The organism is Sphingomonas sp. Ell38C01 (assembly GCF_055231975.1).
Genome location: NZ_JBUYVA010000001.1, coordinates 1,843,398 through 1,864,179 on the forward strand (window position 1 = coordinate 1,843,398; position 20,782 = coordinate 1,864,179).

General features: G+C 67.5%; 22 protein-coding genes. 14 read left to right on the forward strand and 8 right to left on the reverse strand.

The genetic code is table 11. From position 1 onward, the window contains the following. Nucleotides 1-34 precede the first annotated feature (34 nt). The 13 genes from rpsM to ACV7NO_RS08735 all read left to right on the forward strand — a co-directional run bounded on the left by rpsM (nt 35) and on the right by ACV7NO_RS08735 (nt 11,181). Nucleotides 35-403: a 30S ribosomal protein S13 gene (gene rpsM, locus ACV7NO_RS08675; RefSeq protein ID WP_463405603.1), complete on the forward strand. Its 369-nt coding sequence runs from the start codon at nt 35-37 to the stop codon at nt 401-403. An 81-nt stretch (nt 404-484) separates the two neighbouring features. Continuing rightward, complete coding sequence (rpsK, locus tag ACV7NO_RS08680) at nt 485-874, forward strand: 30S ribosomal protein S11 (RefSeq protein ID WP_281125350.1); 390 nt, start codon at nt 485-487, stop codon at nt 872-874. A 123-nt stretch (nt 875-997) separates the two neighbouring features. Further along, nucleotides 998-2,062: a DNA-directed RNA polymerase subunit alpha gene (locus tag ACV7NO_RS08685; RefSeq protein ID WP_463405604.1), complete on the forward strand. Its 1,065-nt coding sequence runs from the start codon at nt 998-1,000 to the stop codon at nt 2,060-2,062. 223 nt (nt 2,063-2,285) lie between these two features. Beyond that, nucleotides 2,286-2,708 (forward strand): 50S ribosomal protein L17, encoded by a 423-nt coding sequence (gene rplQ / locus ACV7NO_RS08690; protein WP_463405605.1) that lies wholly within the window; start codon nt 2,286-2,288, stop codon nt 2,706-2,708. 163 nt (nt 2,709-2,871) lie between these two features. Then, complete coding sequence (gene guaA, locus ACV7NO_RS08695; protein ID WP_463405606.1) at nt 2,872-4,437, forward strand: glutamine-hydrolyzing GMP synthase; 1,566 nt, start codon at nt 2,872-2,874, stop codon at nt 4,435-4,437. Between the two features lie 119 nt (nt 4,438-4,556). After that, complete coding sequence (bla, locus tag ACV7NO_RS08700; protein ID WP_463405607.1) at nt 4,557-5,369, forward strand: subclass B3 metallo-beta-lactamase; 813 nt, start codon at nt 4,557-4,559, stop codon at nt 5,367-5,369. Beyond that, a complete protein-coding gene (locus ACV7NO_RS08705) occupies nt 5,366-5,716 on the forward strand; it encodes an ArsC family reductase (protein WP_463405608.1) in 351 nt (116 codons plus the stop codon). The genes bla and ACV7NO_RS08705 overlap by 4 nt, the downstream gene beginning before the upstream one ends. Before the next feature lie 96 nt (nt 5,717-5,812). Further along, nucleotides 5,813-6,211, forward strand: a complete 399-nt coding sequence (locus tag ACV7NO_RS08710) for a hypothetical protein (protein ID WP_463405609.1) — start codon at nt 5,813-5,815, stop codon at nt 6,209-6,211. A 3-nt stretch (nt 6,212-6,214) separates the two neighbouring features. Continuing rightward, nucleotides 6,215-7,093 (forward strand): 3-methyl-2-oxobutanoate hydroxymethyltransferase, encoded by an 879-nt coding sequence (panB, locus tag ACV7NO_RS08715; protein WP_463405610.1) that lies wholly within the window; start codon nt 6,215-6,217, stop codon nt 7,091-7,093. A gap of 77 nt (nt 7,094-7,170) precedes the next feature. Continuing rightward, nucleotides 7,171-7,884 carry a tetratricopeptide repeat protein gene (locus tag ACV7NO_RS08720; RefSeq protein WP_463405611.1) on the forward strand — a complete coding sequence of 238 codons (714 nt, stop codon included), beginning with the start codon at nt 7,171-7,173 and terminating at the stop codon, nt 7,882-7,884. Next, entirely contained in the window at nt 7,881-9,206 is a 1,326-nt protein-coding gene (locus ACV7NO_RS08725) for an outer membrane protein assembly factor BamB family protein (RefSeq protein ID WP_463405612.1), read from the forward strand. Before ACV7NO_RS08720 ends, ACV7NO_RS08725 begins: the two co-directional genes overlap by 4 nt. A gap of 61 nt (nt 9,207-9,267) precedes the next feature. Then, complete coding sequence (der, locus tag ACV7NO_RS08730; RefSeq protein ID WP_463405613.1) at nt 9,268-10,644, forward strand: ribosome biogenesis GTPase Der; 1,377 nt, start codon at nt 9,268-9,270, stop codon at nt 10,642-10,644. A gap of 123 nt (nt 10,645-10,767) precedes the next feature. Then, nucleotides 10,768-11,181 (forward strand): Hpt domain-containing protein, encoded by a 414-nt coding sequence (locus tag ACV7NO_RS08735; protein ID WP_463405614.1) that lies wholly within the window; start codon nt 10,768-10,770, stop codon nt 11,179-11,181. Between the two features lie 45 nt (nt 11,182-11,226). Here the strand turns inward: ACV7NO_RS08735 and bfr are convergent, their stop codons facing one another. The 4 genes from bfr to purL all read right to left on the reverse strand — a co-directional run bounded on the left by bfr (nt 11,227) and on the right by purL (nt 15,648). Beyond that, a complete protein-coding gene (gene bfr / locus ACV7NO_RS08740) occupies nt 11,227-11,715 on the reverse strand; it encodes a bacterioferritin (RefSeq protein WP_463405615.1) in 489 nt (162 codons plus the stop codon). A gap of 98 nt (nt 11,716-11,813) precedes the next feature. After that, nucleotides 11,814-11,984, reverse strand: coding sequence for a (2Fe-2S)-binding protein (locus ACV7NO_RS08745; RefSeq protein WP_463405616.1), 171 nt, complete (start codon nt 11,982-11,984; stop codon nt 11,814-11,816). Nucleotides 11,985-12,060: 76 nt separating this feature from the next. Then, on the reverse strand, nt 12,061-13,305 hold the full coding sequence (locus ACV7NO_RS08750) for a DUF418 domain-containing protein (protein ID WP_463405617.1): 1,245 nt from the start codon (nt 13,303-13,305) through the stop codon (nt 12,061-12,063). Between the two features lie 132 nt (nt 13,306-13,437). Further along, the gene (gene purL / locus ACV7NO_RS08755) at nt 13,438-15,648 is read right to left on the reverse strand and encodes a phosphoribosylformylglycinamidine synthase subunit PurL (RefSeq protein ID WP_463405618.1); all 2,211 of its coding nucleotides are present in this window, start codon (nt 15,646-15,648) and stop codon (nt 13,438-13,440) included. A gap of 152 nt (nt 15,649-15,800) precedes the next feature. Between purL and ACV7NO_RS08760 the strand changes: the two genes are divergently transcribed. Next, nucleotides 15,801-16,058: a hypothetical protein gene (locus tag ACV7NO_RS08760; RefSeq protein ID WP_463405619.1), complete on the forward strand. Its 258-nt coding sequence runs from the start codon at nt 15,801-15,803 to the stop codon at nt 16,056-16,058. Nucleotides 16,059-16,167: 109 nt separating this feature from the next. Here the strand turns inward: ACV7NO_RS08760 and ACV7NO_RS08765 are convergent, their stop codons facing one another. The 4 genes from ACV7NO_RS08765 to ACV7NO_RS08780 are packed head-to-tail and all read right to left on the reverse strand — an operon-like array spanning nt 16,168 to nt 20,609. Continuing rightward, nucleotides 16,168-17,625 (reverse strand): phospholipase D-like domain-containing protein, encoded by a 1,458-nt coding sequence (locus tag ACV7NO_RS08765; RefSeq protein WP_463405620.1) that lies wholly within the window; start codon nt 17,623-17,625, stop codon nt 16,168-16,170. Then, nucleotides 17,622-17,942: an arsenate reductase family protein gene (locus ACV7NO_RS08770; protein WP_463405621.1), complete on the reverse strand. Its 321-nt coding sequence runs from the start codon at nt 17,940-17,942 to the stop codon at nt 17,622-17,624. Before ACV7NO_RS08770 ends, ACV7NO_RS08765 begins: the two co-directional genes overlap by 4 nt. An 11-nt stretch (nt 17,943-17,953) precedes the next feature. Continuing rightward, the gene (locus ACV7NO_RS08775) at nt 17,954-18,643 is read right to left on the reverse strand and encodes a hypothetical protein (RefSeq protein WP_463405622.1); all 690 of its coding nucleotides are present in this window, start codon (nt 18,641-18,643) and stop codon (nt 17,954-17,956) included. 25 nt (nt 18,644-18,668) lie between these two features. After that, nucleotides 18,669-20,609, reverse strand: a complete 1,941-nt coding sequence (locus ACV7NO_RS08780) for a S9 family peptidase (RefSeq protein ID WP_463405623.1) — start codon at nt 20,607-20,609, stop codon at nt 18,669-18,671. Nucleotides 20,610-20,782: the final 173 nt, after the last annotated feature.

Sequence of the window (20,782 nt, forward strand, 5' to 3'; positions counted from 1 at the left end):
CATGCCGGCCCTGTGGAGCAAGGAGAAACATTTCATGGCACGTATCGCGGGTGTCAACATCCCGACCAACAAGCGCGTCGTCATCGCGCTGACCTATATCCACGGCATCGGTCCGGCCAAGGCCAAGGAAATCACCGAGAAGCTGAACATCGCGACCACCGCGCGCGTGCAGGACCTGACCGATCAGGAGGTCCTCCAGATCCGCGAGACGATCGATGCCGACCACACGGTCGAGGGCGATCTGCGTCGCGAAGTCGCGATGAACATCAAGCGCCTGATGGATCTCGCCTGCTATCGTGGCCTGCGTCACCGCAAGGGCCTGCCGGTCCGCGGCCAGCGCACGCACACCAATGCGCGCACCCGCAAGGGCAAGGCGAAGCCGATCGCAGGCAAGAAGAAGTAATTCGTCCGGGGACGAATTGCTCCGCCGGAGGCAGGCTTGAGGCCGATTGCCCGGCGTTCTCAGGATTAGGGCTACTATTCAATGGCACGTGAACCGCAGCGTATTCGCCGTCGCGAACGCAAGAACATCACCTCGGGCGTCGCGCATGTGAACGCCAGCTTCAACAATACCATGATCACGATCACCGATGCACAGGGCAACGCGATCTCGTGGTCGTCGGCCGGCACGATGGGCTTCAAGGGCTCGCGCAAGTCGACCCCGTACGCCGCGCAGGTCGCGGCGGAAGACGCGGGCAAGAAGGCCGCCGAGCACGGCGTCCGTACGCTCGAGGTCGAGGTCAAGGGCCCCGGTTCGGGTCGCGAGTCGGCGTTGCGCGCGCTCCAGGCGGTCGGTTTCCAGATCACCTCGATCCGTGACGTCACCTCGATCCCGCACAATGGCGTGCGTCCGTCGAAGCGTCGTCGCGTCTGATATTTTGCAGGCGCTCCGATAGCGGGGCGCCCGCGATCTACAGGCCCCGGCTGACGAGCCGGTGCGCCTTTTCCTACACGGCCAGCGCCGCCCCCGCGCCGGCCCAACATCAGGGGACACGGCTTGTCTGTCAACGCTAAGAACTGGCAAGAACTGAAGAAGCCCAGCGGTCTCGAAAAGAAGACCGGTGGCGATCCCAAGCGCAAGGCGACCTTCGTCGCCGAGCCGCTCGAGCGTGGGTTCGGCCTGACGCTGGGCAACGCGCTGCGCCGCGTGCTGCTGTCGTCGCTTCAGGGCGCAGCGGTCACCTCGATCAAGATCGAGAACGTGCTGCACGAATTCTCGTCGCTCGCGGGCGTGCGCGAGGACGTGACCGATATCGTCCTCAACGTGAAGCAGATCGCGCTGCGCATGCAGGGCGAGGGGCCCAAGCGGCTCCAGCTGTCGGCGACCGGCCCGGGCGAAGTCACCGCGGGCGACATCGCGGTGTCGGGTGACATCGAGGTGATGAATCCCAAGCTGGTCATCTGTCATCTCGACGAAGGCGCGACGCTCAACATGGAACTGACCGCGGATGTCGGTAAGGGCTATGTCGCGGCTGTCGCGAACCGTCCGGTCGACGCGCCGATCGGGCTGATCCCGGTCGACGCGCTTTACTCGCCGGTGCGCCAGGTGTCGTACAAGGTCGACCCGACACGCGTCGGGCAGGATCTCGATTACGACAAGCTGACGCTGACGATCGAGACCGACGGCACGATCACCCCGGAAGACGCGGTCGGCTATGCCGGGCGCATCCTCCAGGACCAGCTGGCCCTGTTCGTCCACTTCGACGATTCGGCGGTCACCCGCTCGGCGCCGATCGGCCATGCCGCACCGGCCTCGACCGGCGAGGTCGCTGGCGATACGCAGCAGATCAACCGCTACCTTCTCAAGAAGGTGGACGAGCTCGAGCTGTCGGTGCGCTCGGCGAACTGCCTCAAGAACGACAACATCATCTATATCGGCGATCTGGTCGGCAAGACCGAGGCCGAGATGCTGCGGACTCCGAACTTTGGCCGCAAGTCCTTGAACGAGATCAAGGAAGTGCTGTCGTCGATGGGGCTTCGCCTGGGTATGGAGATTCCCGGCTGGCCGCCCGAGAACATCGAGGAAATGGCCAAGAAGCTCGAGCAGGAGATCATGGGCTAACGCGCACGCGCGCAGCAAAAGCTGCGTGCGAGACGCGGCTAGCCGGGCCGGCGGGTCGGCTCTGCCGACCCGTTCGACGACGCGGCTTTGCCGCGGCGCTTTTTTGGGGACTGGACCCCGGCCTTTGCCGGGGTACGGTTGGCGCTAAAAACTTGGGGTGGTCCGCGCCGCCACCTGGTCTGGGGTTCCGTCAGACGGCTCCTTAACGAACGAAGGAAATACCATGCGTCATCGTGTTGGCGGCCGTAAGCTCCAGCGGACCTCGGCCCACCGCATCGCACTGTTCCGCAACATGTCGGCAGCGCTCATCAAGCACGAGCAGATCACGACGACCGTCGCCAAGGCGAAGGAACTGCGTCCCTATGTCGAGAAGCTCATCACGCTCGCCAAGAAGGGCGGCCTGTCGAACCGTCGCCTGGCGCATGCCCGGCTGCTCGACGATGCGCAGCTGACGAAGCTGTTCGACGTGCTGGCATCGCGCTACGCGACCCGCAACGGCGGTTACACCCGCGTCATCAAGGCGGGCATCCGCATGTCGGACGCGTCGCCGATGGCGATCATCGAGTTCGTCGACCGCGACGTCTCGGCCAAGGGCCAGGATTCGGGCCCGGTGATGTCGAACGAGGACTTCGACGAGGCGGCGTAAGTCGCAACCCTGTTGCGACGAGACTCAAGCCTCGTCCGGCCGGCGGTGCTATGGGCGCCGATCGACGACGCGGCTTTGTCGCGGCGGGACATATCGAAGAGGTCGCGCCCCGCCCGGGACGCGGCCTCTTTCGTTTCGCGCGGTCCCTCGCTACAGGCCCGCCATGCAGCACCCAGACACGATCCTCATCGTCGATTTCGGCAGCCAGGTAACCCAGCTGATCGCGCGCCGCGTCCGGGAGGCGGGGGTGTATAGCGAGGTCGCGCCGTTCCAGGCGGCCGAGGCGGCGTTCGAACGGCTCAAGCCGAAGGGGCTGATCTTCTCGGGCGGGCCGGCCTCGGTCGTCGACGAAGGCAGTCCCAGGATCCCGCAGACGCTGATCGACAGCGACCTGCCGATGCTCGGCATCTGCTACGGCCAGCAGGCGATGACCGCGCAGCTTGGCGGTAAGGTCGAGAAGGGCAATGCGGGCGAGTTCGGCGAGGCGTTTGTCACGGTCGATGCGACGTGCGCGCTGTTCGACGGGCTGTGGCAGGATGGCGAGCGCCACCAGGTGTGGATGAGCCACGGCGACCATGTCGCCGAGCTCGCCCCCGGCTTCGCGCCGGTCGCCTCAAGTCCGGGCGCGCCCTACGCAATCACCGCCGACGATACGAAGCGCCGCTATGGCATGCAGTTCCACCCCGAGGTGGTCCACACCCCCGATGGCGGCAAGCTGATCGCCAATTTCGCGCGCCATGTCTGCGGGCTGGCGGGCGACTGGACGATGGCGGAGTTCCGCGACGCCAAGATCGCCGAAATCCGGGCGCAGGTGGGCGTTGGTCCGAATGGGGGCAAGGTCATCTGCGGCCTGTCGGGCGGCGTCGACTCGTCGGTCGCGGCGCTGCTGATCCACGAGGCGATCGGCGACCAACTGACGTGCGTGTTCGTCGATGGTGGCATTCTCCGGGCGGGCGAGGCGGAGCAGGTCGTGTCGCTATTCCGCGGCCACTACAACATCCCGCTGGTCCATGTGCAGGCGCAGGACCTGTTCATGGATGGCCTCGCCGGCGTCACCGATCCCGAGGAGAAGCGCAAGTTCATCGGCAAGACCTTCATCGACGTGTTCGACGAGGAGGCGCGCAAGATCGGCGGCGCGGAGTTCCTGGCGCAGGGCACGCTCTACCCCGACGTGATCGAGAGCGTCAGTTTCACGGGCGGGCCGTCCGTTACGATCAAGAGCCACCACAATGTCGGCGGGCTGCCCGAGCGGATGAACATGAAGCTCGTCGAGCCTCTGCGCGAGCTGTTCAAGGACGAGGTGAGGGCGCTCGGTCGTGAGCTGGGCCTTCCCGAGATATTCGTCGGCCGGCATCCTTTCCCGGGGCCCGGGCTCGCGATCCGCATCCCGGGCGAGGTGACGCGCGAGCGGTGCGACATCCTGCGCAAGGCGGATGCGATCTATCTCGACGAGATCCGCAAGGCAGGGTTGTACGATGCGATCTGGCAGGCGTTCGCGGTGCTGCTGCCGGTGCGCTCGGTCGGCGTGATGGGCGACGGGCGAACCTATGATTCGGTGCTCGCACTGCGCGCGGTCACATCGACCGATGGGATGACCGCGCAGGCGTTCGAGTTTCCGGGCGGCTTCCTCGGCCGTGTGACGACGCGGATCATCAACGAGGTGAAGGGGATCAATCGCGTGACCTACGATTATACCTCCAAGCCGCCGGGGACGATCGAGTGGGAATGATCGGGAAGAAGCGAACGGCCGGGAGCCGTTCGCCCCGATCATTCGGCGCGGCAACGCGGCGATGGGCCAGGCGCCCCTTCGCTGGTGGTAATGCGAAGCGGGCGATCGCAGTCGCTATTTTGGCGATCGCAGATCCAGCGTCCGCGCGACAGGATCCGCCCGCATGGACGCGCCCGACTACGCCGTTTCACGTCGTCGGCAACATCTGGTACGTCGGGACCGAAGGTTTGGCCGCCTATGCGATCCGGACGCGCGCTGGCACGATCCTCCTTGATGCGACGATGGCCGAGAACGTCCCCGCGATCCTCGCCAACCTGCGCGCGATCGGGGTTGTGCCCGGAGACGTGAAGACGATCCTCGTCAGCCATGCGCATTTCGATCATGCGGCGGGCGACGCGGCGATGAAGCGTGCGACGGGGGCTGAACTGGTGGCCGGAGTCCGGGACGTCGCTGCGCTCGAATCGGGGAGTCCGCCGGGCGAAACGCTGTATCCGGCGGTGCGGTTTCCGGCGGTGAAGGTCGACCGGGCAGTGCGGGATGGCGAGCGGGTGGTCCTCGGCGGGACGGTGATGACCGCGGTGGCGACGCCGGGGCATACGCCGGGATGCACGACGTGGACGATGCGTACGCTCGAGGCGGGGCGTCGGCTGATGGTCATCTTCCCGTGCAGTATCTCGGTGGCGGGCAACCGGCTGGTGGGGAACGCGCGCTATCCCGGGATCGTCGCAGATTTCCGGCGCAGCCTCGCGCGACTGGGGGCGTTGAAGGCCGATGTCGTACTGCCGGCGCATCCCGAGATTGCCGACGTGATGCCGCGCAAGGCGGCGGGCGGGGGGCTGCGGTTCGTCGATCCGGCGCTGCTCGGGCAATTGGTCGCCAAGGCTCGTGATGCGTTGGATGTGGACCTCACCAAGCAACGAAAGTCGCTGTGATGACGACGGTCTACGGAATCCCCAATTGCGATACGGTCAAGAAGGCGCGTGCCTGGCTCGTCGCCAACGGCGTCGACTATGTGTTCCACGATTACAAGAAGGCGGGTGTCGACGCCGCGGCGCTGTCCGGATGGATCGACCGGGTCGGGTGGGAGCCACTGCTCAACACGGCGGGCACGACGTTCCGCAAGCTGCCCGACGCCGACAAGACGGGGATCGACCGCGCCACGGCGACGGCGCTGATGGTCGCCAACCCGTCGCTCATCAAGCGGCCTGTCGTTGTCACGGACGACGCGATCGAGATCGGGTTCGGTGCGGACCGCTACGCCACGCTGTTCGGTCGTTGATTGCCAATCCGCGCGCGGCGGCGCAGACAGTCGCGCGAGTTCGAGGGGGAGGGCCCGATGTCGCGATTTCGTTCGCCGCCGCCGGTTTGGTTTCGCATGGTTGCGATCATACTGGTCGTTTGGGGATTGGCGGGGTGTTACGCTTGCCTCCAGCAGTTCCGGCTGGGTGCGGAGGCGATGGGGCCGGCGACGGACTATGACCGCGCGCTCTATGCTGCGCTGCCGGTGTGGTACAATGCGGTGTACGCGGTCGCGGTCGGATGTGGATTCTTCGGCGCGCTGGCGCTGGTGGCGCGCAGCGTGCTGGCGGTGCCGCTGACCGCGATCTCGCTGGTGGCGGTCGTGATCCAGTTCGGCTGGTTGTTCACGACGACCGATATCGTCGCGCACAAAGGCGCGGCGACGGTCGTGCCGTTCCCGCTGCTGATCGCGGGCGTGGCGGCATTCGCGCTGTGGATGGCGCGACACGGGCGTGTGCGCGGATGGATCGGATAACCCATGTCGACGACCTTCACGATCGATAGCTCGACGAGTCGTGCGACCCCGGTGGCAGCGCCGATGAAGCGGCTGACCGTTCCCGCGATCCGCCGGCGCAAGGCGGAGATCGCTGCTGGCAAGGGCGTGCCGCTGGTGATGCTGACCGCCTATACGGTGCGCACCGCGCAATTGCTCGATCCGCATTGCGACCTGCTGCTGGTCGGCGACAGCCTGGGGCAGGTGATCTACGGCCTGCCGTCGACGGTGCCGGTCACGCTCGAGATGATGGCGGCGCACGGCGCGGCGGTGGTGCGGGGCAGCTTCCACGCGGTGGTGGTGATCGACATGCCGTTCGGCAGCTACGAAGCGTCGCCGGAGCAGGCGTTCGCGAGCGCGGCGCGGCTGCTCAAGGAGACGGGGGCGGCGGCGGTGAAGCTCGAGGGCGGAGCGGCGATGGCGCCGACCATACGCTTCCTGTCGGAGCGCGGCATCCCGGTGATGGCGCATGTCGGGCTGACGCCGCAGGCGGTCAACACGCTGGGCGGGTATGGTGCGCGCGGGCGCAGCGCGGCGGAGGCGGCGAAGATCGTCGCCGATGCGAAGGCGGTTGCGGATGCGGGTGCGTTCGCGATGGTGATCGAGGGCGTGGTGGAGACCATCGCGGACGAGATCACCGCGTCGGTCGACTGCCCCACGATCGGGATCGGCGCATCCGCGCAATGCGACGGGCAGGTGCTGGTCGCGGAGGACATGCTGGGGCTGTTCGAGCGGACCGCGAAGTTCGTGAAGCGCTATGGCGACATGGCGGCGTTTATCTCCGAACGCGCGGAGGCCTATGCCGGCGAGGTGCGATCGCGCGCGTTCCCGACCGCGGACCAGGTGTACGCGCCCAAAGACTGAGCGCGCTTCCGTTTCGGCGCGCGTGGGGCTAAGGCTCGCGACTTGCCGTTTGTCCCCTATCGCACCCGGAGCATGTCTTGGCTGTAGCGCCCGAAAACCAGGCCTTCCTGCGCGAGGTCGACGAGGAACTCCGCCGCGACCAGGCCGCGCGGCTGTGGAAGCGCTACGGCATCGCCGCGCTGGTCGCGGTGGTCGTTGCGCTGATCGCGCTGGCGGGGTATCTGTTCTGGCAACACCGGCAGGCGCAGGCCGCGGGGGTCGAGGGCGAGACGCTGCAGAGCGCCTATGATGCGCTGGGCTCGCAGAACGTGGCGGCCGCAGCCAAGCCGCTGGGCGAGCTCGCGACATCGGACCGCGACGGCTATCGCGCGCTCGCGCGGTTCACGCAGGGCGACATCCAGCTCCAGAAGAACGACCTGAAGGGCGCCGCCGCCACCTTCGCCGCGATCGCCGCGGACGAGGGCGTCGCGCAGCCGTTCCGCGATCTCGCGACGATCCGCCGGACCACCGCGGAGTTCGACACGCTGAAGCCCGATGTGGTGATCCAGCGGCTGCGCGGACTGGCGATCGACGGCAATCCGTGGTTCGGCAGCGCGGGCGAGCTGGTCGCGGTATCGTATATGAAGCAGGGCCGGCGCGATCTGGCCGGCAAGCTGTTCGGCCAGATCGCCAAGGCCGAAGGCGTGCCCGACACGATCCGTCAACGCGCGGTTCAGATGGCCGGCGTACTGGGCGTCGATGCGGTGCAGACCCCCGCTGCGGGCGCGAACGAGGACAAGACACGCACATGAAAAGCAAGCTGGTGACCTCGGTCGCGATCGCGTCGATGGTGGCGCTGAGTGCCTGCGGGGTGTTCAAGGGCAAGGGCAAGGGCACCCCGACGCTGGGCAACCGCGTGCCGATCCTGGTGTCCGAGAACGAGGCCGAGGCGGACAAGACGATCGCGGCGGTGCCCGTCGCGGTGCCGCCCGCGGTTGTGAACGACGCGTGGACCCAGTCCGGCGGCAACGCGGCCAAGGCGATGGGGCATCTGGCGCTGGCGGACTCGCCGACGCGTGCCTGGACCGCGCAGATCGACGGCGGCAGCAACCGCCAGCGGCTTGGCGCGGCCCCGGTGATCGCGGACAACAAGCTGTTCGCGGTCGACGTCGACGCGACCGTCCATGCCTTCGCCGCCGATACCGGCGCGAAGTTATGGAGCAAGCCGATCGCGTCGGACGAGAAAAAGACACGCTCCGCGCGGTTCGGCGGCGGCGTAAGCTATGACGAGGGCAAGGTGTTCGCGACCGACGGGCTGGGCGACGTCGTCGCGCTCAACGCCGCGGACGGCAGCGAGGTATGGCGTTCGAAACCCGGAGGTCCGCTGCGCGGGGCACCGAGCGTGGCCAACGGGCAGGTCTATGTGCTGAGCCAGGACAACCAGCTGTTCGCGCTCGACGAGGGCAACGGCAAGGTCGCGTGGACCCAGTCGGGCAGCCTCGAATCGCAGGGCGTCTTCGGCGTCGCTGCGCCGGCGGCGAGCTCGGGTACGATCGTCGCAGGCTTCTCGTCGGGCGAACTCAACGCATATCGTTACGAGAACGGCCGCACATTGTGGCAGGACGCTCTTTCGCGCACCTCGATCTCGACTTCGGTGTCGAGCCTGGCGGACATCGATGCCGATCCGGTGATTGCGGATGGACGCGCCTATGCGGTCGGGCAGGGTGGCCGAATGGTCGCGCTGGAGATCGCGACCGGGCAGCGGCTTTGGGAGCAGAACCTGGCCGGCATCTCGACGCCGTGGATCGGCGGCGAGTGGATCTTCGTGGTGACCGACGACGCGCGCGTCGTTTGCCTGTCGCGCGCGACCGGCAAGGTGCGGTGGATCGGCCAGCTCGACCAGTACCGCAACCTGAAGAAGAAGAAGGGCGGGATCATCTGGTTCGGCCCGGTTCTGGCGGGCAACAAGCTGTGGCTGACCAATTCGGAAGGCCAGATCGTCGGCGTGAACCCTGCGGACGGCGCGGTGCAGGCGACGATCGAGACCAAGGACGCGATCACGCTGCCGCCGGTGGTCGCGAACTCGACGCTCTATGTGCTCGACCAGAAGGGGCATGTGACGGCGTATCGGTGAGGCGGCACGGGCGCCGTCGCCGCGGGGTGACGCGCCGCGCATAACCGGGTAGGGGGCACGCATGTCCCGTCTTCCTGTCGTCGCGATCGTCGGCCGTCCCAACGTCGGCAAGTCGACGCTTTTCAACCGCCTCGTCGGCAAGAAGCTGGCGCTCGTCGACGATCGTCCCGGCGTGACGCGCGATCGTCGCGAGGGCGAGGCGAACCTGCTCGGGCTCGACTTCATCGTGATCGATACCGCGGGGTATGAGGATCACGACGCGCAGACGCTGCCGGGGCGGATGCGGTTGCAGACCGAAGCGGCGGTGGCGCAGGCCGATGTCGCGCTGTTCGTGTTCGATTCGCGCGCGGGCATCGTTCCGCTCGACGAGGAGATCGCGCGGTGGCTGCGCGGCTCCACGACGCCGATCATCCTGGCCGCGAACAAGGCCGAAGGACGTGCGGGCGAGCAGGGGATCCTCGAATCGCTCGCGCTGGGGTTCGGCGATCCCGTCCAGTTGTCTGCGGAGCATGGCGAGGGGATCGCGGACCTGTTCGAGGCGCTGCTGCCGCATCTCGAAGGGCGCGACGATCTCGGCGACCCTGAGGAGGACGACGAGAGCCCCGATGCGCCGTTGAAGCTGGCGATCGTCGGGCGGCCGAATGCGGGCAAGTCGACGCTCATCAACCGCATTCTGGGCGAAGACCGGCTCATTACAGGTCCCGAGGCAGGGATCACGCGCGATTCGATCGCGGTCGACTGGATGTGGCAGGATCCCAAGGGTGGACAGCGGCCGGTTCGGCTGATCGACACCGCCGGGATGCGCAAGCGCGCGAAGGTGCAGGACAAGCTGGAGAAGTTGTCGGTCGCCGATGCGCTCCACGCGGTCGACTTCGCGGAGGTGGTGGTGCTGCTGCTCGACGCGACGCTGGGGCTGGAGGCGCAGGACCTGCGTATCGCGGACCGGGTTCTCGAGGAAGGGCGTGCGCTCGTCATCGCGCTGAGCAAGTGGGACGTGGCGGAGAACGCCTCGTCGCTGTTCAACGGAGTCAAGAAGGCGCTCGAGGACGGCCTGAGCCAGGTGAAGGGCGTGACCGTCATCACCGTGTCGGGCGTTACCGGGCGCGGGATCGACCAGCTGATCGGCGCGGCGTTCGAGACGCGCGAGGCATGGTCGCGACGCGTCGGTACGGGCGAGCTCAACCGTTGGTTCGAACGCGCGATCGAGGCGAACCCGCCGCCGGCACCCGGCGGCCGGCGGATCAAGATGCGTTACGTAACGCAGGTGAAGACGCGCCCACCCAGCTTCGTGATCTTCGGCACGCGCGTCGATCAGCTGCCCGCGAGCTATGAACGCTATCTGGTCAATTCCATGCGGCGCGAGCTGGGATTCGGCGCGGTGCCGGTGCGGGTGACGATGCGTGCGCCGAAGAACCCGTTCGATCACGACAAAAACTGAGGTCATCGAGGCGCCGGACAAAAATCTCGTGCCCTATCAACCCCCTCTTTACCGTTTGCGGGTAATGATGACGCCGGAAAAACCGTCGCGCCGGGGGTCGGTGGGGGGACGGGGGAGAAAACGGTGTCGTTCGAAGGCAGCACCCTGGTGGATTGGGCCGCCTATTCGCGATCGCGCGCCGAGCTTGGCGCGGGATTCGTCCGTATCCTGGGCTATTTCCGTGAGGACGGCGTGAAGTCGGTCGTCGCGATCGAGGAAGCCATGCGCGCGAAGAGCGCCGCGGCCATGGTCATCCCCGCGCATACGCTGAAAGGCGAGGCCCGCCAGTTTGGCGCGGAACCGCTGGGAGCGCTCGCCGAGATCATCGAAGGTATCGCGCGCGACTGCGTCGAGGTGCGCGACACGCCCGACGAGGCACTGGAGCATATCGTGAAGCTGCGTCCGCTCTTTCAGGAGACGCTGGCGCTGCTGGAGCGCGAGGCCAATCCGCTGGCGCAGCGCAAGCCGGCGGCGGGATTCGGCCGGCGGACAATCTGACGCCGGCCCGTCCCCGCGCCGGCGGGGACGGATGAGGCGTCGGGCTTACGCCTCCTTGTCGTGCTCGCTGACCGAGTTCAGCTGGATATAGTTGTGGATGCCCATACGCTCGATCATCTCGAACTGGCGCTCCAGCGTGTCGACATGCTCCTCTTCGCTGGCGAGGATGCGCTGGAACAGGTCGCGGCTGACGAAGTCGCGGATGCTCTCGCAATAGGCGACGGCTTCCTTGAGCTGGCCGACCGCCTCGATCTCGAGCGCGAGGTCGGCTTTGAGGACCTCCTCGACCGTCTCGCCGATCCGCAGGCGACCCAGCATCTGGAAATTGGGGAGGCCGTCGAGAAACAGGATGCGCTCCGACAGCATGTCGGCGTGCTTCATCTCGTCGATCGATTCGTGGCGTTCGAACTGCGCGAGCTTGTAGACGCCCCAGTGATCGAGCATCCGGAAATGCAGCCAATACTGGTTGACCGCGGTCAGCTCATTCTTGAGCGACTCGTTCAGGAAATCGATGACCTTCTGGTCGCCCTTCATATACGCCTCCGTTTGAATGGGGGCGTGATACAGGGTCAAATAGCGGTTCGGCAATCGTAAAAGTGGCGGAATTCCGCGGGTTTCAGCGTCTGCGAACGCTACGCAGCCGCGCGCTCCTCATCGATAATGGCTCGCGCGAACGGAACGCACTGGCCGCACTTCGGCTGGCGACCGAGCGAGCGATAGGCCTGGCACGCGGTCGTCGAGCCGCAGCGCGCAGCTTCGCGCACCTGGCATTCGCGGATGGCATTGCAGACGCAGACGACCATGACCACTCCCTCGCTATGCAGGGCGGTCTACGGCTAATGCGAACCGATCGCAAGGCTCTTGCGTCTAATTCGCAGGCTATCCGCTGCGGCTTGTCGCAATTGCAGCGCGGCGTATCGGCTGGATCTCCAGACGCGCGGCGCTGCGCCACAGCCATTCGAGCGGACCATAGGCGAATCGGTCCAGCCACGGCTTCGACCAGGCGAGCATCGCCAGCCAGGCCAGCGGCACCAGCAGATAGAGCGCGGCGCGGGGCAGGGTGGCGAACAGGCCGAGCCCCCAACCCTGGAAAATCAGCGCCATCACCAGCGTGGTTCCGAGATAGTTGGTGAATGCGGCCTGCCCGGTCGCGGCGACGCGCGTCGTCAGCCGGCCGCCCGGGCGGGCGAGGAGGATCAGCAGCGCGGCATAGCCGACGAAGCCGAGCGCGCGGAATGGGCCCACGGCAAAGATCGACGCGAACACCACCCAGCGCTGGTCGAACCCGTGCGCGATCGTGTTGATGCCGAGTAGCGCATAGGCGGGGAGCGCGATGCCGAGGCAAATCTTCGCCCAGCGACGATAGCGCGCGCGCTCCCAAGCGCCGGTCAGGAAGCCCGAGCGGTAGGCAGCCATGCCGAGCAGCGTGGCGCTGAAGGTCTCCAGCCCGAACGTCGTCAGCGCGGTGAGGGGCGACATCGCGTGCGCCCAGCGCCATGCGACCCCGCCGGACCAGTCGCCGCGCATCGCCGCGATCTCGGCGGCAAGATCGGCGGTGGGGGGCATGCCGAACGACTGGGCGAAGGCGGCCCACGTCGCGATCGCCTGCGGCGTGTCGCGCGCGGCGCTGGCGAAGACGGTGACGACCGCGAGACTGTCGAGCAGCAGACTGAGCAGCAGCGTCGTCAGCCCGATCACGACCAGCGGGCGCGCCTTCAATCCCGCTAACACGAATGCGATCGCGCCGATCAGCGCATAATGCGCGAGGATGTCGCCCCACCAGAGAAGATAGAGATGCGCGCAGCCGATCGCGAAGAGCACAGCCATGCGGCGGTAATGGACCGCGGCGGCGTTCTGTCCGCTCGCGGTCGCGCGATCGACGACGAGCAGCATCGACGCGCCGAACAGGAAGGTGAACAGCCCGCGCATCTTGCCCTCGACTAGGACGAAGGTGACGAACCAGACCGCGATATCCGCGGCATTGGTCCCGCCGGCTGCGAGTGGCGAGAAATAGGCCGCCTCGGGCAGCGCGAAGGCGGGGAGGTTCGCCACGAGGATGCCCATCACGGCGACGCCGCGGATGATGTCGAGCGTGGCGATTCGGTCGGGGGCGGGGGGTGTCATGGCGAAGAGGTGCCATGGATCGGGGGCGTAACGATAGCAGCTTCGCGGATAGCGCAGCGAAAGCCGTGATCGCTGGCTCTCCGAGCGCGCCGCCGCAGCGCGATCCGGTGACGAGGAGGCGGTGGCTGCCCGTTACGCCGGCACGCCCATGAGCCTCGGGAAAAACCCTTCGTGCGCCGCGCGCAGCGCGTCGAGCGTGACGACGTCGTCGCGGTTCGGGCGCTCGAAGATCAGGCGTCTGCCGCCGGTGCGGCCAAGCGGTTCGGCCTCGACGCCGGCGGCGTGTGCTGCGGCGAGGAAATCCATCAGCGCCGAATCGTCGACCGTGACGATGTAGACGCCCTGATCCTCCGCGAAGAAGGAATGCGCGCAGTCGAACGGCTGCTTGCGATCGATCATCGCGCCGATATTGCCCGCCAGCGCCATTTCCGCGAGCGTCACCGCGATGCCGCCGTCGGACACATCGTGGACCGCGGTGAGCTGGCCGCCAAGGATCGCCTCGCGGATGAGGTCGCCGGTCTTGCGCTCGAGCGCGAGGTCGACGCGCGGCGGAGGTCCCTCCTCGCGCGCGTGGCATTCGCGCAGCCACAGCGACTGGCCGAGATCGCCGCGGCGCGTGCCGATCGCCATGATGACGTCGCCGGTGCCCTTGAAGGCGATCGTCGCGCTCTTCGTCCATTCGGCGATGAGGCCGACGCCGCCGATCGCGGGGGTGGGCAGGATCGCGGAGCCGCCGCCGGTCGCCTTCGATTCGTTGTAGAGCGAGACGTTGCCCGAGACGATCGGGAAGTCGAGCGCGATGCAGGCCTGCGACATGCCGTCGAGGCAGCCGACGATCTGGCCCATGATCTCGGGGCGCTGCGGGTTGGCGAAGTTGAGGCAGTTGGTGACGGCGAGCGGGGTCGCGCCGACCGCGGTGAGGTTGCGCCAAGCCTCCGCGACCGCCTGCTTGCCACCCTCGACCGGGTCCGCGAAGCAGTAGCGCGGGGTGCAGTCGGTCGTCATCGCGAGCGCCTTTTGCGTCCCGTGAACGCGCACGACCGCGGCGTCGCCACCGGGGCGCTGGACGGTGTCCGCGCCGACCATGTGGTCATACTGCTCCCAGATCCAGCGGCGCGAGGCGATGTCGGGGGAGGCCATCAGCACCAGCAGGTCGGCGGCGATATCGCGGCTCTCGGGCACGTTCACGAGTGCTTTCGCCGGGGGCGTCGGGACATGCGGACGATCGTAGAGCGGTGCGTCGTCGGCGAGCGGGCCGAGCGGGATGTCGCAGACCGTCTCGCCCTGGAATTTCAGGACCATCCGGCCGGTGTCGGTGACGTGGCCGATCACCGCGAAGTCGAGCTCCCACTTGGTGAAGATCGCCTTGGCGAAGTCCTCGCGCCCAGGCTTGAGCACCATCAACATGCGCTCCTGCGATTCGGAGAGCATCATCTCGTAGGGGGTCATGCCCTCCTCGCGCTGGGGGACGTCGTCCATGACCAGTTCGATACCGACGCCGCCCTTCGACGCCATCTCGACCGAGGAGGAGGTGAGGCCCGCGGCGCCCATGTCCTGGATCGCGACGATCGCGTCGGAGGCCATCAGTTCGAGGCACGCCTCGATCAGCAGCTTCTCGGTGAAGGGGTCGCCGACCTGGACGGTGGGGCGCTTGGCATCGGCATCCTCGCCGAAGTCCGCGCTGGCCATCGTCGCGCCGTGGATGCCGTCGCGCCCGGTCTTCGAGCCGACATAGACGATCGGGTTGCCGATGCCGGAGGCGGCCGAATAGAAGATCTTGTCCTGATCCGCGACGCCGACCGTCATCGCGTTGACGAGGATGTTGCCGTCATAGGCGGGGTGGAAGTTCACCTCGCCGCCGACCGTCGGCACGCCGACGCAATTGCCGTAGCCGCCGATACCGTGGACGACGCCAGCGATCAGGTGGCGCATCTTCGGATGGTCGGGCCGGCCGAAGCGCAGCGCGTTGAGGTTCGCGATCGGGCGGGCGCCCATCGTGAAGACGTCGCGCAGGATTCCGCCGACGCCCGTCGCGGCGCCCTGATAGGGCTCGATATAGGACGGGTGGTTGTGGCTCTCCATCTTGAAGATCGCCGCCTGTCCGTCCCCGATGTCGATGACGCCCGCGTTCTCGCCCGGGCCGCAGATGACGTGCGGGCCCTTTGTGGGCAGTTTCATCAGGTGGATCTTGCTCGACTTGTAGCTGCAATGCTCGGACCACATGACCGAGAAGATGCCGAGTTCGACGAGGTTCGGCGCGCGACCGAGCGCGTGGAGGACGCGATCATATTCGTCGGGGGACAGGCCGTGGTCGGCGACGATCTGGGCGGTGATCTCGGTCATGCGGTGCCCTTAGCGGGGCGGCGGCGGCGCGTCACCCTTGCGCGCGCATCCTGCTTAAAGGTTTCGGCAACATGTTCGTTGAGGATCGCGCAAGATGTTCGTGAGAGGATGATGACCGGACAGTCCTCGTCGCAACGGAAAGGAGCACCGCCATGCCGATCGATGCCGGATTTCCGCTGCCGCGGTTCGTGCGGGGCTATGCCTGCCTGACCGCCGACGAGATCGCGCTGGCGAGCAAGGACATCGATCCCGCGCGCCCTGCGACCAGCGTCGCCGCGGGACGGATCGAGAAGGTCGAAGCCGTGAAGGCGGTTGCGGCGGACGGTGCGGCGCGGATCCTCTCCTATGCGCCCGGCGCGGTACGCACGGCACCAGTCGATACCGGGTCGATGCTGTCGTTGGAGGCCTAGCGCGGGAGGTGCGGGATCACCGCCGCAGCGCCTCGCTCCGGACGCTCGCCCCTACCGTGCGCGCCTCGAGTGATGAAGGGGCGGACCGGCCGCGTGAGACCTTGAGCGATCAGATGTGCGCGGGTTTGCGGTGGAGTCGGTCGCGCAACCGCCCGCCAAGTCGGCGCAGCAAACCGCGCTTCGAAAAGGCCTCGAACATCTCCTCCGGTCCCTCGGGATCGAGCACCTCGTTGTCGGCGAGCCACTCTTCGACGCCGTTCAGGTCGGGAATCTCGTAAGGGATCAGCGTCTTGCCGCTGCCGCGCAGGCGCTCGATCGCGCCGATCAGGCCATGCCCGGCGATCGCGACGGTAACAGTGGCGGGCGGGCAATCGAGATGCTCGGCGATCAGGTCGTCACGAATCGCGGCGATCCGGCCACCGTCGTCGACGATCGTGACGTCGCATTCGGTGTCGAGCCGGAGCGAGCGGTTGTTGAAGTTCGACGAGCCGACGCGGATCACGTCGTCGTCGATCACCAGAACCTTGGCATGGACATAGATCGCCGCGCCCTTCGCGGTCATCGGGTGATACAGGCGCAGCCGGTCGTGGCGGTCGCGGCGTTTAAGCGCCTGGAACAGGCGGGCGCGGGCGGTGTCCATCGCGAGCGGCTCGAGCCACCCTTGCGCGGTCGTCGGGTTGACGATGACGATCTCGGGCGGGTCGGCCTCGTCGAGCCGCTTCGCGATCGCCTCTGCGACGCGGCGCGAGGCGAAATACTGGCTCTCGGCATAGATGAAGCGCGTCGCGCGCGCGATCAGGTCGAGATAGAGGCGCTCGATCTCGAGGATTTGCTCCTGCCCGTCGTGAAGCGGCTGGCTGCGCGAGATCGCGACGTCGATGTCGGTGAAATCGGGATCGATCGACTCGGGCCAGACATGCGTCGAGTGCGGCGGGGCCGGGATGTGGTCGCCGCCCGCGATCTCCCACCGCGTGCGGCACAGTGCGCCCAGCCCGGCCGCGATCGGGCCGGCGAGCGCGGTGGTGGCGTCGTGCCACGGCTTGTATGGGTTACCGCGCGGCGAGGTCCGGTGGGGATCGTCGTCGCGGTGGGCGCGCGTGTCCCACCGCTCGTCGGTCATGTCGATGCCCCCGCAGAAGGCGAGGCAATCGTCGATCACGACGATCTTCTGGTGCTGCGACGCCGCGGTCGGGTGGTGTCCGTCGAGCTTGAGGTGGATCCGGTCGCGCGCGAACCGCCATTTGGTGAGGGTCCACAGCGTCTTGCCGCGGAACAGCGTCTTGAGCGCGCCCTTGTCCCAGCGCAGGATGTAGACCTGCAATCCGGGCGTGCGATCGACCAGCCAGCCAATGAACTCGCCCACCGTCGCGGGCGCCTCGGGGTCATCGTCGTCCCAGGCGAGGCGGATGCGCGCGTCGAAGTCCCAGCCGACGAGCAGGATCTGGTGGCGGGCGTCGAGCATCGCCTCGCGCGCGGCGCGGAAATAGGCGTCGGCGTCGACGATGACGGCGGCCTTGGTCGCGCGCTCGATCCGCCAGCAGTTGCGGCCCGGAGTGAGCGCGCTCACAGGATTTCGCGGACCAGTTCGGGGGGACGCGCGAGGCGGACGCCCTTGTCGGTCTCGACCAGCGGGCGCTGGATGATCGTGGGATCGGCGACCATCGCGTCGAGCGCGGCCGCGTCGTCGGGGAAGCGCGGCGCGTCCTTGCGCACCGCGTCGCGTGAGGCGACGCCGGCGAGCGCGTGGAGGCGGGCCAATTCGGCGCGGGTCGGCGGGTGCTTGAGATATTCGACGACGGTCAGGTCTGCCCCCGCGTCGGTGAGGATCGCGAGCACCTTTCGCGAGGTGCCGCAGTTCGGATTGTGCCAGATCGTCGCCTTCATGGGCCTCGCTTCTAGAGCGTCGTCACCGTGGGTCTACCCTTCACGCGCCGCGACGCCGCGACCCATGTCGCCAGTGCGGCGAGAACGGCATAGGCGACCAGCGCGGTCAGCGGCCCGGATGGTGGGACGGGATCGAGCACGACTGTCGTCTTCGGCCCGAGCCAGTCGATCATCTGGAGCACGACCAGTGCGAGCACCAACGCGGCGAGCGAGGCGTGCCCCAGCCAACCGGTCGCGCGCGTCCGCGCGGCATAGAAGGCGAGCGTGCCGAACGTCAGCGCCAGTTCGAGCGGCATCGCGATCATCGGGTGGTTCCAGAGGCCGAGGCCATGGCGCGTGCCGCCGCCCGCCAGGGTAAGGTCCGGCGCGTGGACCAGCCAGTCGATCGGCCAGTGCGACATGACCACTGCGGCGCCGATCCACGCGCTGGCCCAGCTACGCCGGAGCACGCGCGTCGCCACCGCCCAAAGCGCTGCCAAGCCCAGCGCGCCGAGCAGGCTGTGGGTGAAGCGCATGTCGTAGAGGTCCATCGGGTTCATCGCGGTGAAACCGGGCACCTCCCGCATATGCTCCACGCCGGTCAGGACGAAGAGGAAGAAGGCGATGTCGACGAACTGCGCCGCGACGAACAGGGCGCCGAGGCGCGGCGCGCGGCGGTCGGTCGCGGCGAGGAGGGCGGGGGCGTAGTGGCCGATGAACATGTCGGGGGTCCTCCGCTGCCGGGCGTCAATTCGTGGCCTTCGGCTTAAGATAGGTGTCGAACCATCCGATCATCCGGCGGAGCGCGTCGAGCTGGTTCTCGCGCTTGCGGAAGCCATGGCCTTCGGCGGGGTAGAAGACGGTTTCGACGATGTTGCCCTTGGCCTTCAGGATGTCGGCGACCTCCTGTGCCTGGCCGCGGGGGACGCGGATGCCGTTTTCGCCCTGGAGGGATAGCAGTGGGGCCTTTGTTGCGCGGATATAGGTGAGCGGGGAGGATGCGTCGTACACCGCCGCGTCCGAATCGGGGGTGCCGAGCAGGCTGCGCTGATAGGCCTTCAGCAATTCGTCCTGGTCGCGGTACATCGTGCGCCAGTTGATGATGCCATATTGCTGGACCGCGGCGGCGAAGGCATCGGGGGTGCGGCCGATCGCCATTAGCGTCATGAACCCGCCATAGGAGCCGCCGGTGATCCCGACGCGCCGCGCATCGACATAGCCGCTGTCGACGAGAAAGGTCTTCGCCGCGATCGTATCCTTCAGGTCGCCGCCGCCCAGATCCTTGAAATTGGCCTTCTGGAACGCCTTGCCATAGCCGGTCGAGCCGCGAAAATTGGGCTGGATCACGACATAGCCGCGACTGGCGAGCGCGGCGGCGTCGCGACCGAACCCGTCCTGCGCCTGGCCGGTGGGGCCGCCATGCGGGATGACGATCGCGGGGTTCGCGGCATCACGCTTCAGATTGTACGGCATCGTCACGATCGCCGAGACGGGGGTGCCGTCGAAGCTCCGGTAGGTGACGACCTGCGAGCGCGGGAGCTGGTCGGGCGAGAGGCTGGCCATCGCCAGTCGGGTGACCGGCGCGGCGGCGTTCGTCGCCAGATCGACGACGTAGAGGTTTGCGGGCGAATCGGCGCCCGAATGCACCGCGAGCAGCGTCGTGCCGCCGGGCGCGACCGGGGCTCCGCCGACGAGCGAATTCACCCCCGGCGCAAGCGGCAGCGGCGTTTCCGCCATCGTCGCGGTGTCGACGCGGAGCAGCGTCGAGCGGCTGTCCGCATTGGTGCGCGCGACGAAGGCGCGACCGCCCTCGACGAAGCGGCCCGCGGTCTGCTCCCATGGCGTCGGTTGGAGCCAGCGCCATGATTTCGCGGCGATGTCGTAGAGCCCGGCATGCGCCTGCCCGGTCGTGTCGTTGGTGGTAACCGACAGGAGCTTGCCGTCGGGACTGGCGCTGGCGGCAGCGTAGACCGTGTCGGGCTTCGACAGCAGCGCGGTCGCCCGACCGGTGGCGACGTCAATCGCCCATACCTCGGCCATCGCGCTGTCGATCCGGCCGCGGTTGGCGATCAGCGTGCGACCGCCATCGGTCCAGGCGACGGGGCTCCAGCCGAACTGCGGGTCCGTCTCCGCCGTCAGCGCGCGCACGCGGCCGTCGGTTTCGAGGACGGCGAGGTTGCTCTGCGCCTGGCCCTTCGTCTTGGTCGCGAGCGCGAGGCGACCGTCCTTTGCGACGACGATGCCGCCTTCCTTGACATCGGGCGTGTTCGTCAAATTCTCGACCGCACCGCCGGTCGCGGGGACGCGGTAGATGTCGGTATATTCGTTGCCGCCCCTGTCCTGCTGGAAATAGACCCATTTGCCGTCGGGCGAAACGGCGAGGCCGCTTTGCGCGTCGTCGGACTGGGTGAGCTGAACGGGCCAGCTGCCCGCGGCGGCGGTGCGCCAGATGTTGAACCGGCCGGTCAGGTTGGTGATGACGAAGATCGCCTTGCCGTCCGCGCTCCACGTCGCGTCGGCGAGCGAGCGGCTGGTGCCGATGTCGTCGATCGGGATCGGTCGGGCGGCGGGGTTCGCGGGTGAGGTCAGCGACTTCGGATCGGTGATCGGACGGTTGGGTGTCGCGATCTCCGCGGCGGCGGGGGTGGCGGCGGCGAGCATGGTCGCGGCGAGCAGGATGTGGCGCATCGGTTTTGGGTCCCCGGTCTGTCTGGCGGGGACGGTGGCAGATCGCCGCGAGCGAGGGAAGTGGTGTTTTGCTTGCGTAGGACAGTTGGGGTTTTCGTCACCGCGGGTTCGATCCGGGGTCCCGCTTTTTCGCGTCGCCTCGAGAAGAAGCGGGATCCCGGATCAAGTCCGGG

What these genes read in the sequence shown, in the direction of transcription:
- rpsM (WP_463405603.1), top strand. Translation starts at nt 35, where the DNA reads ATGGCACGTATCGCGGGTGTCAACATCCCGACCAACAAGCGCGTCGTC.
- rpsK (WP_281125350.1), top strand. Translation starts at nt 485, where the DNA reads ATGGCACGTGAACCGCAGCGTATTCGCCGTCGCGAACGCAAGAACATC.
- rplQ (WP_463405605.1), top strand. Translation starts at nt 2,286, where the DNA reads ATGCGTCATCGTGTTGGCGGCCGTAAGCTCCAGCGGACCTCGGCCCAC.
- guaA (WP_463405606.1), top strand. Translation starts at nt 2,872, where the DNA reads ATGCAGCACCCAGACACGATCCTCATCGTCGATTTCGGCAGCCAGGTA.
- ACV7NO_RS08710 (WP_463405609.1), top strand. Translation starts at nt 5,813, where the DNA reads ATGGTTGCGATCATACTGGTCGTTTGGGGATTGGCGGGGTGTTACGCT.
- panB (WP_463405610.1), top strand. Translation starts at nt 6,215, where the DNA reads ATGTCGACGACCTTCACGATCGATAGCTCGACGAGTCGTGCGACCCCG.
- ACV7NO_RS08725 (WP_463405612.1), top strand. Translation starts at nt 7,881, where the DNA reads ATGAAAAGCAAGCTGGTGACCTCGGTCGCGATCGCGTCGATGGTGGCG.
- der (WP_463405613.1), top strand. Translation starts at nt 9,268, where the DNA reads ATGTCCCGTCTTCCTGTCGTCGCGATCGTCGGCCGTCCCAACGTCGGC.
- bfr (WP_463405615.1), bottom strand. Translation starts at nt 11,715, where the DNA reads ATGAAGGGCGACCAGAAGGTCATCGATTTCCTGAACGAGTCGCTCAAG.
- ACV7NO_RS08745 (WP_463405616.1), bottom strand. Translation starts at nt 11,984, where the DNA reads ATGGTCGTCTGCGTCTGCAATGCCATCCGCGAATGCCAGGTGCGCGAA.
- ACV7NO_RS08750 (WP_463405617.1), bottom strand. Translation starts at nt 13,305, where the DNA reads ATGACACCCCCCGCCCCCGACCGAATCGCCACGCTCGACATCATCCGC.
- purL (WP_463405618.1), bottom strand. Translation starts at nt 15,648, where the DNA reads ATGACCGAGATCACCGCCCAGATCGTCGCCGACCACGGCCTGTCCCCC.
- ACV7NO_RS08760 (WP_463405619.1), top strand. Translation starts at nt 15,801, where the DNA reads ATGCCGATCGATGCCGGATTTCCGCTGCCGCGGTTCGTGCGGGGCTAT.
- ACV7NO_RS08770 (WP_463405621.1), bottom strand. Translation starts at nt 17,942, where the DNA reads ATGAAGGCGACGATCTGGCACAATCCGAACTGCGGCACCTCGCGAAAG.
- ACV7NO_RS08775 (WP_463405622.1), bottom strand. Translation starts at nt 18,643, where the DNA reads ATGTTCATCGGCCACTACGCCCCCGCCCTCCTCGCCGCGACCGACCGC.
- ACV7NO_RS08780 (WP_463405623.1), bottom strand. Translation starts at nt 20,609, where the DNA reads ATGCGCCACATCCTGCTCGCCGCGACCATGCTCGCCGCCGCCACCCCC.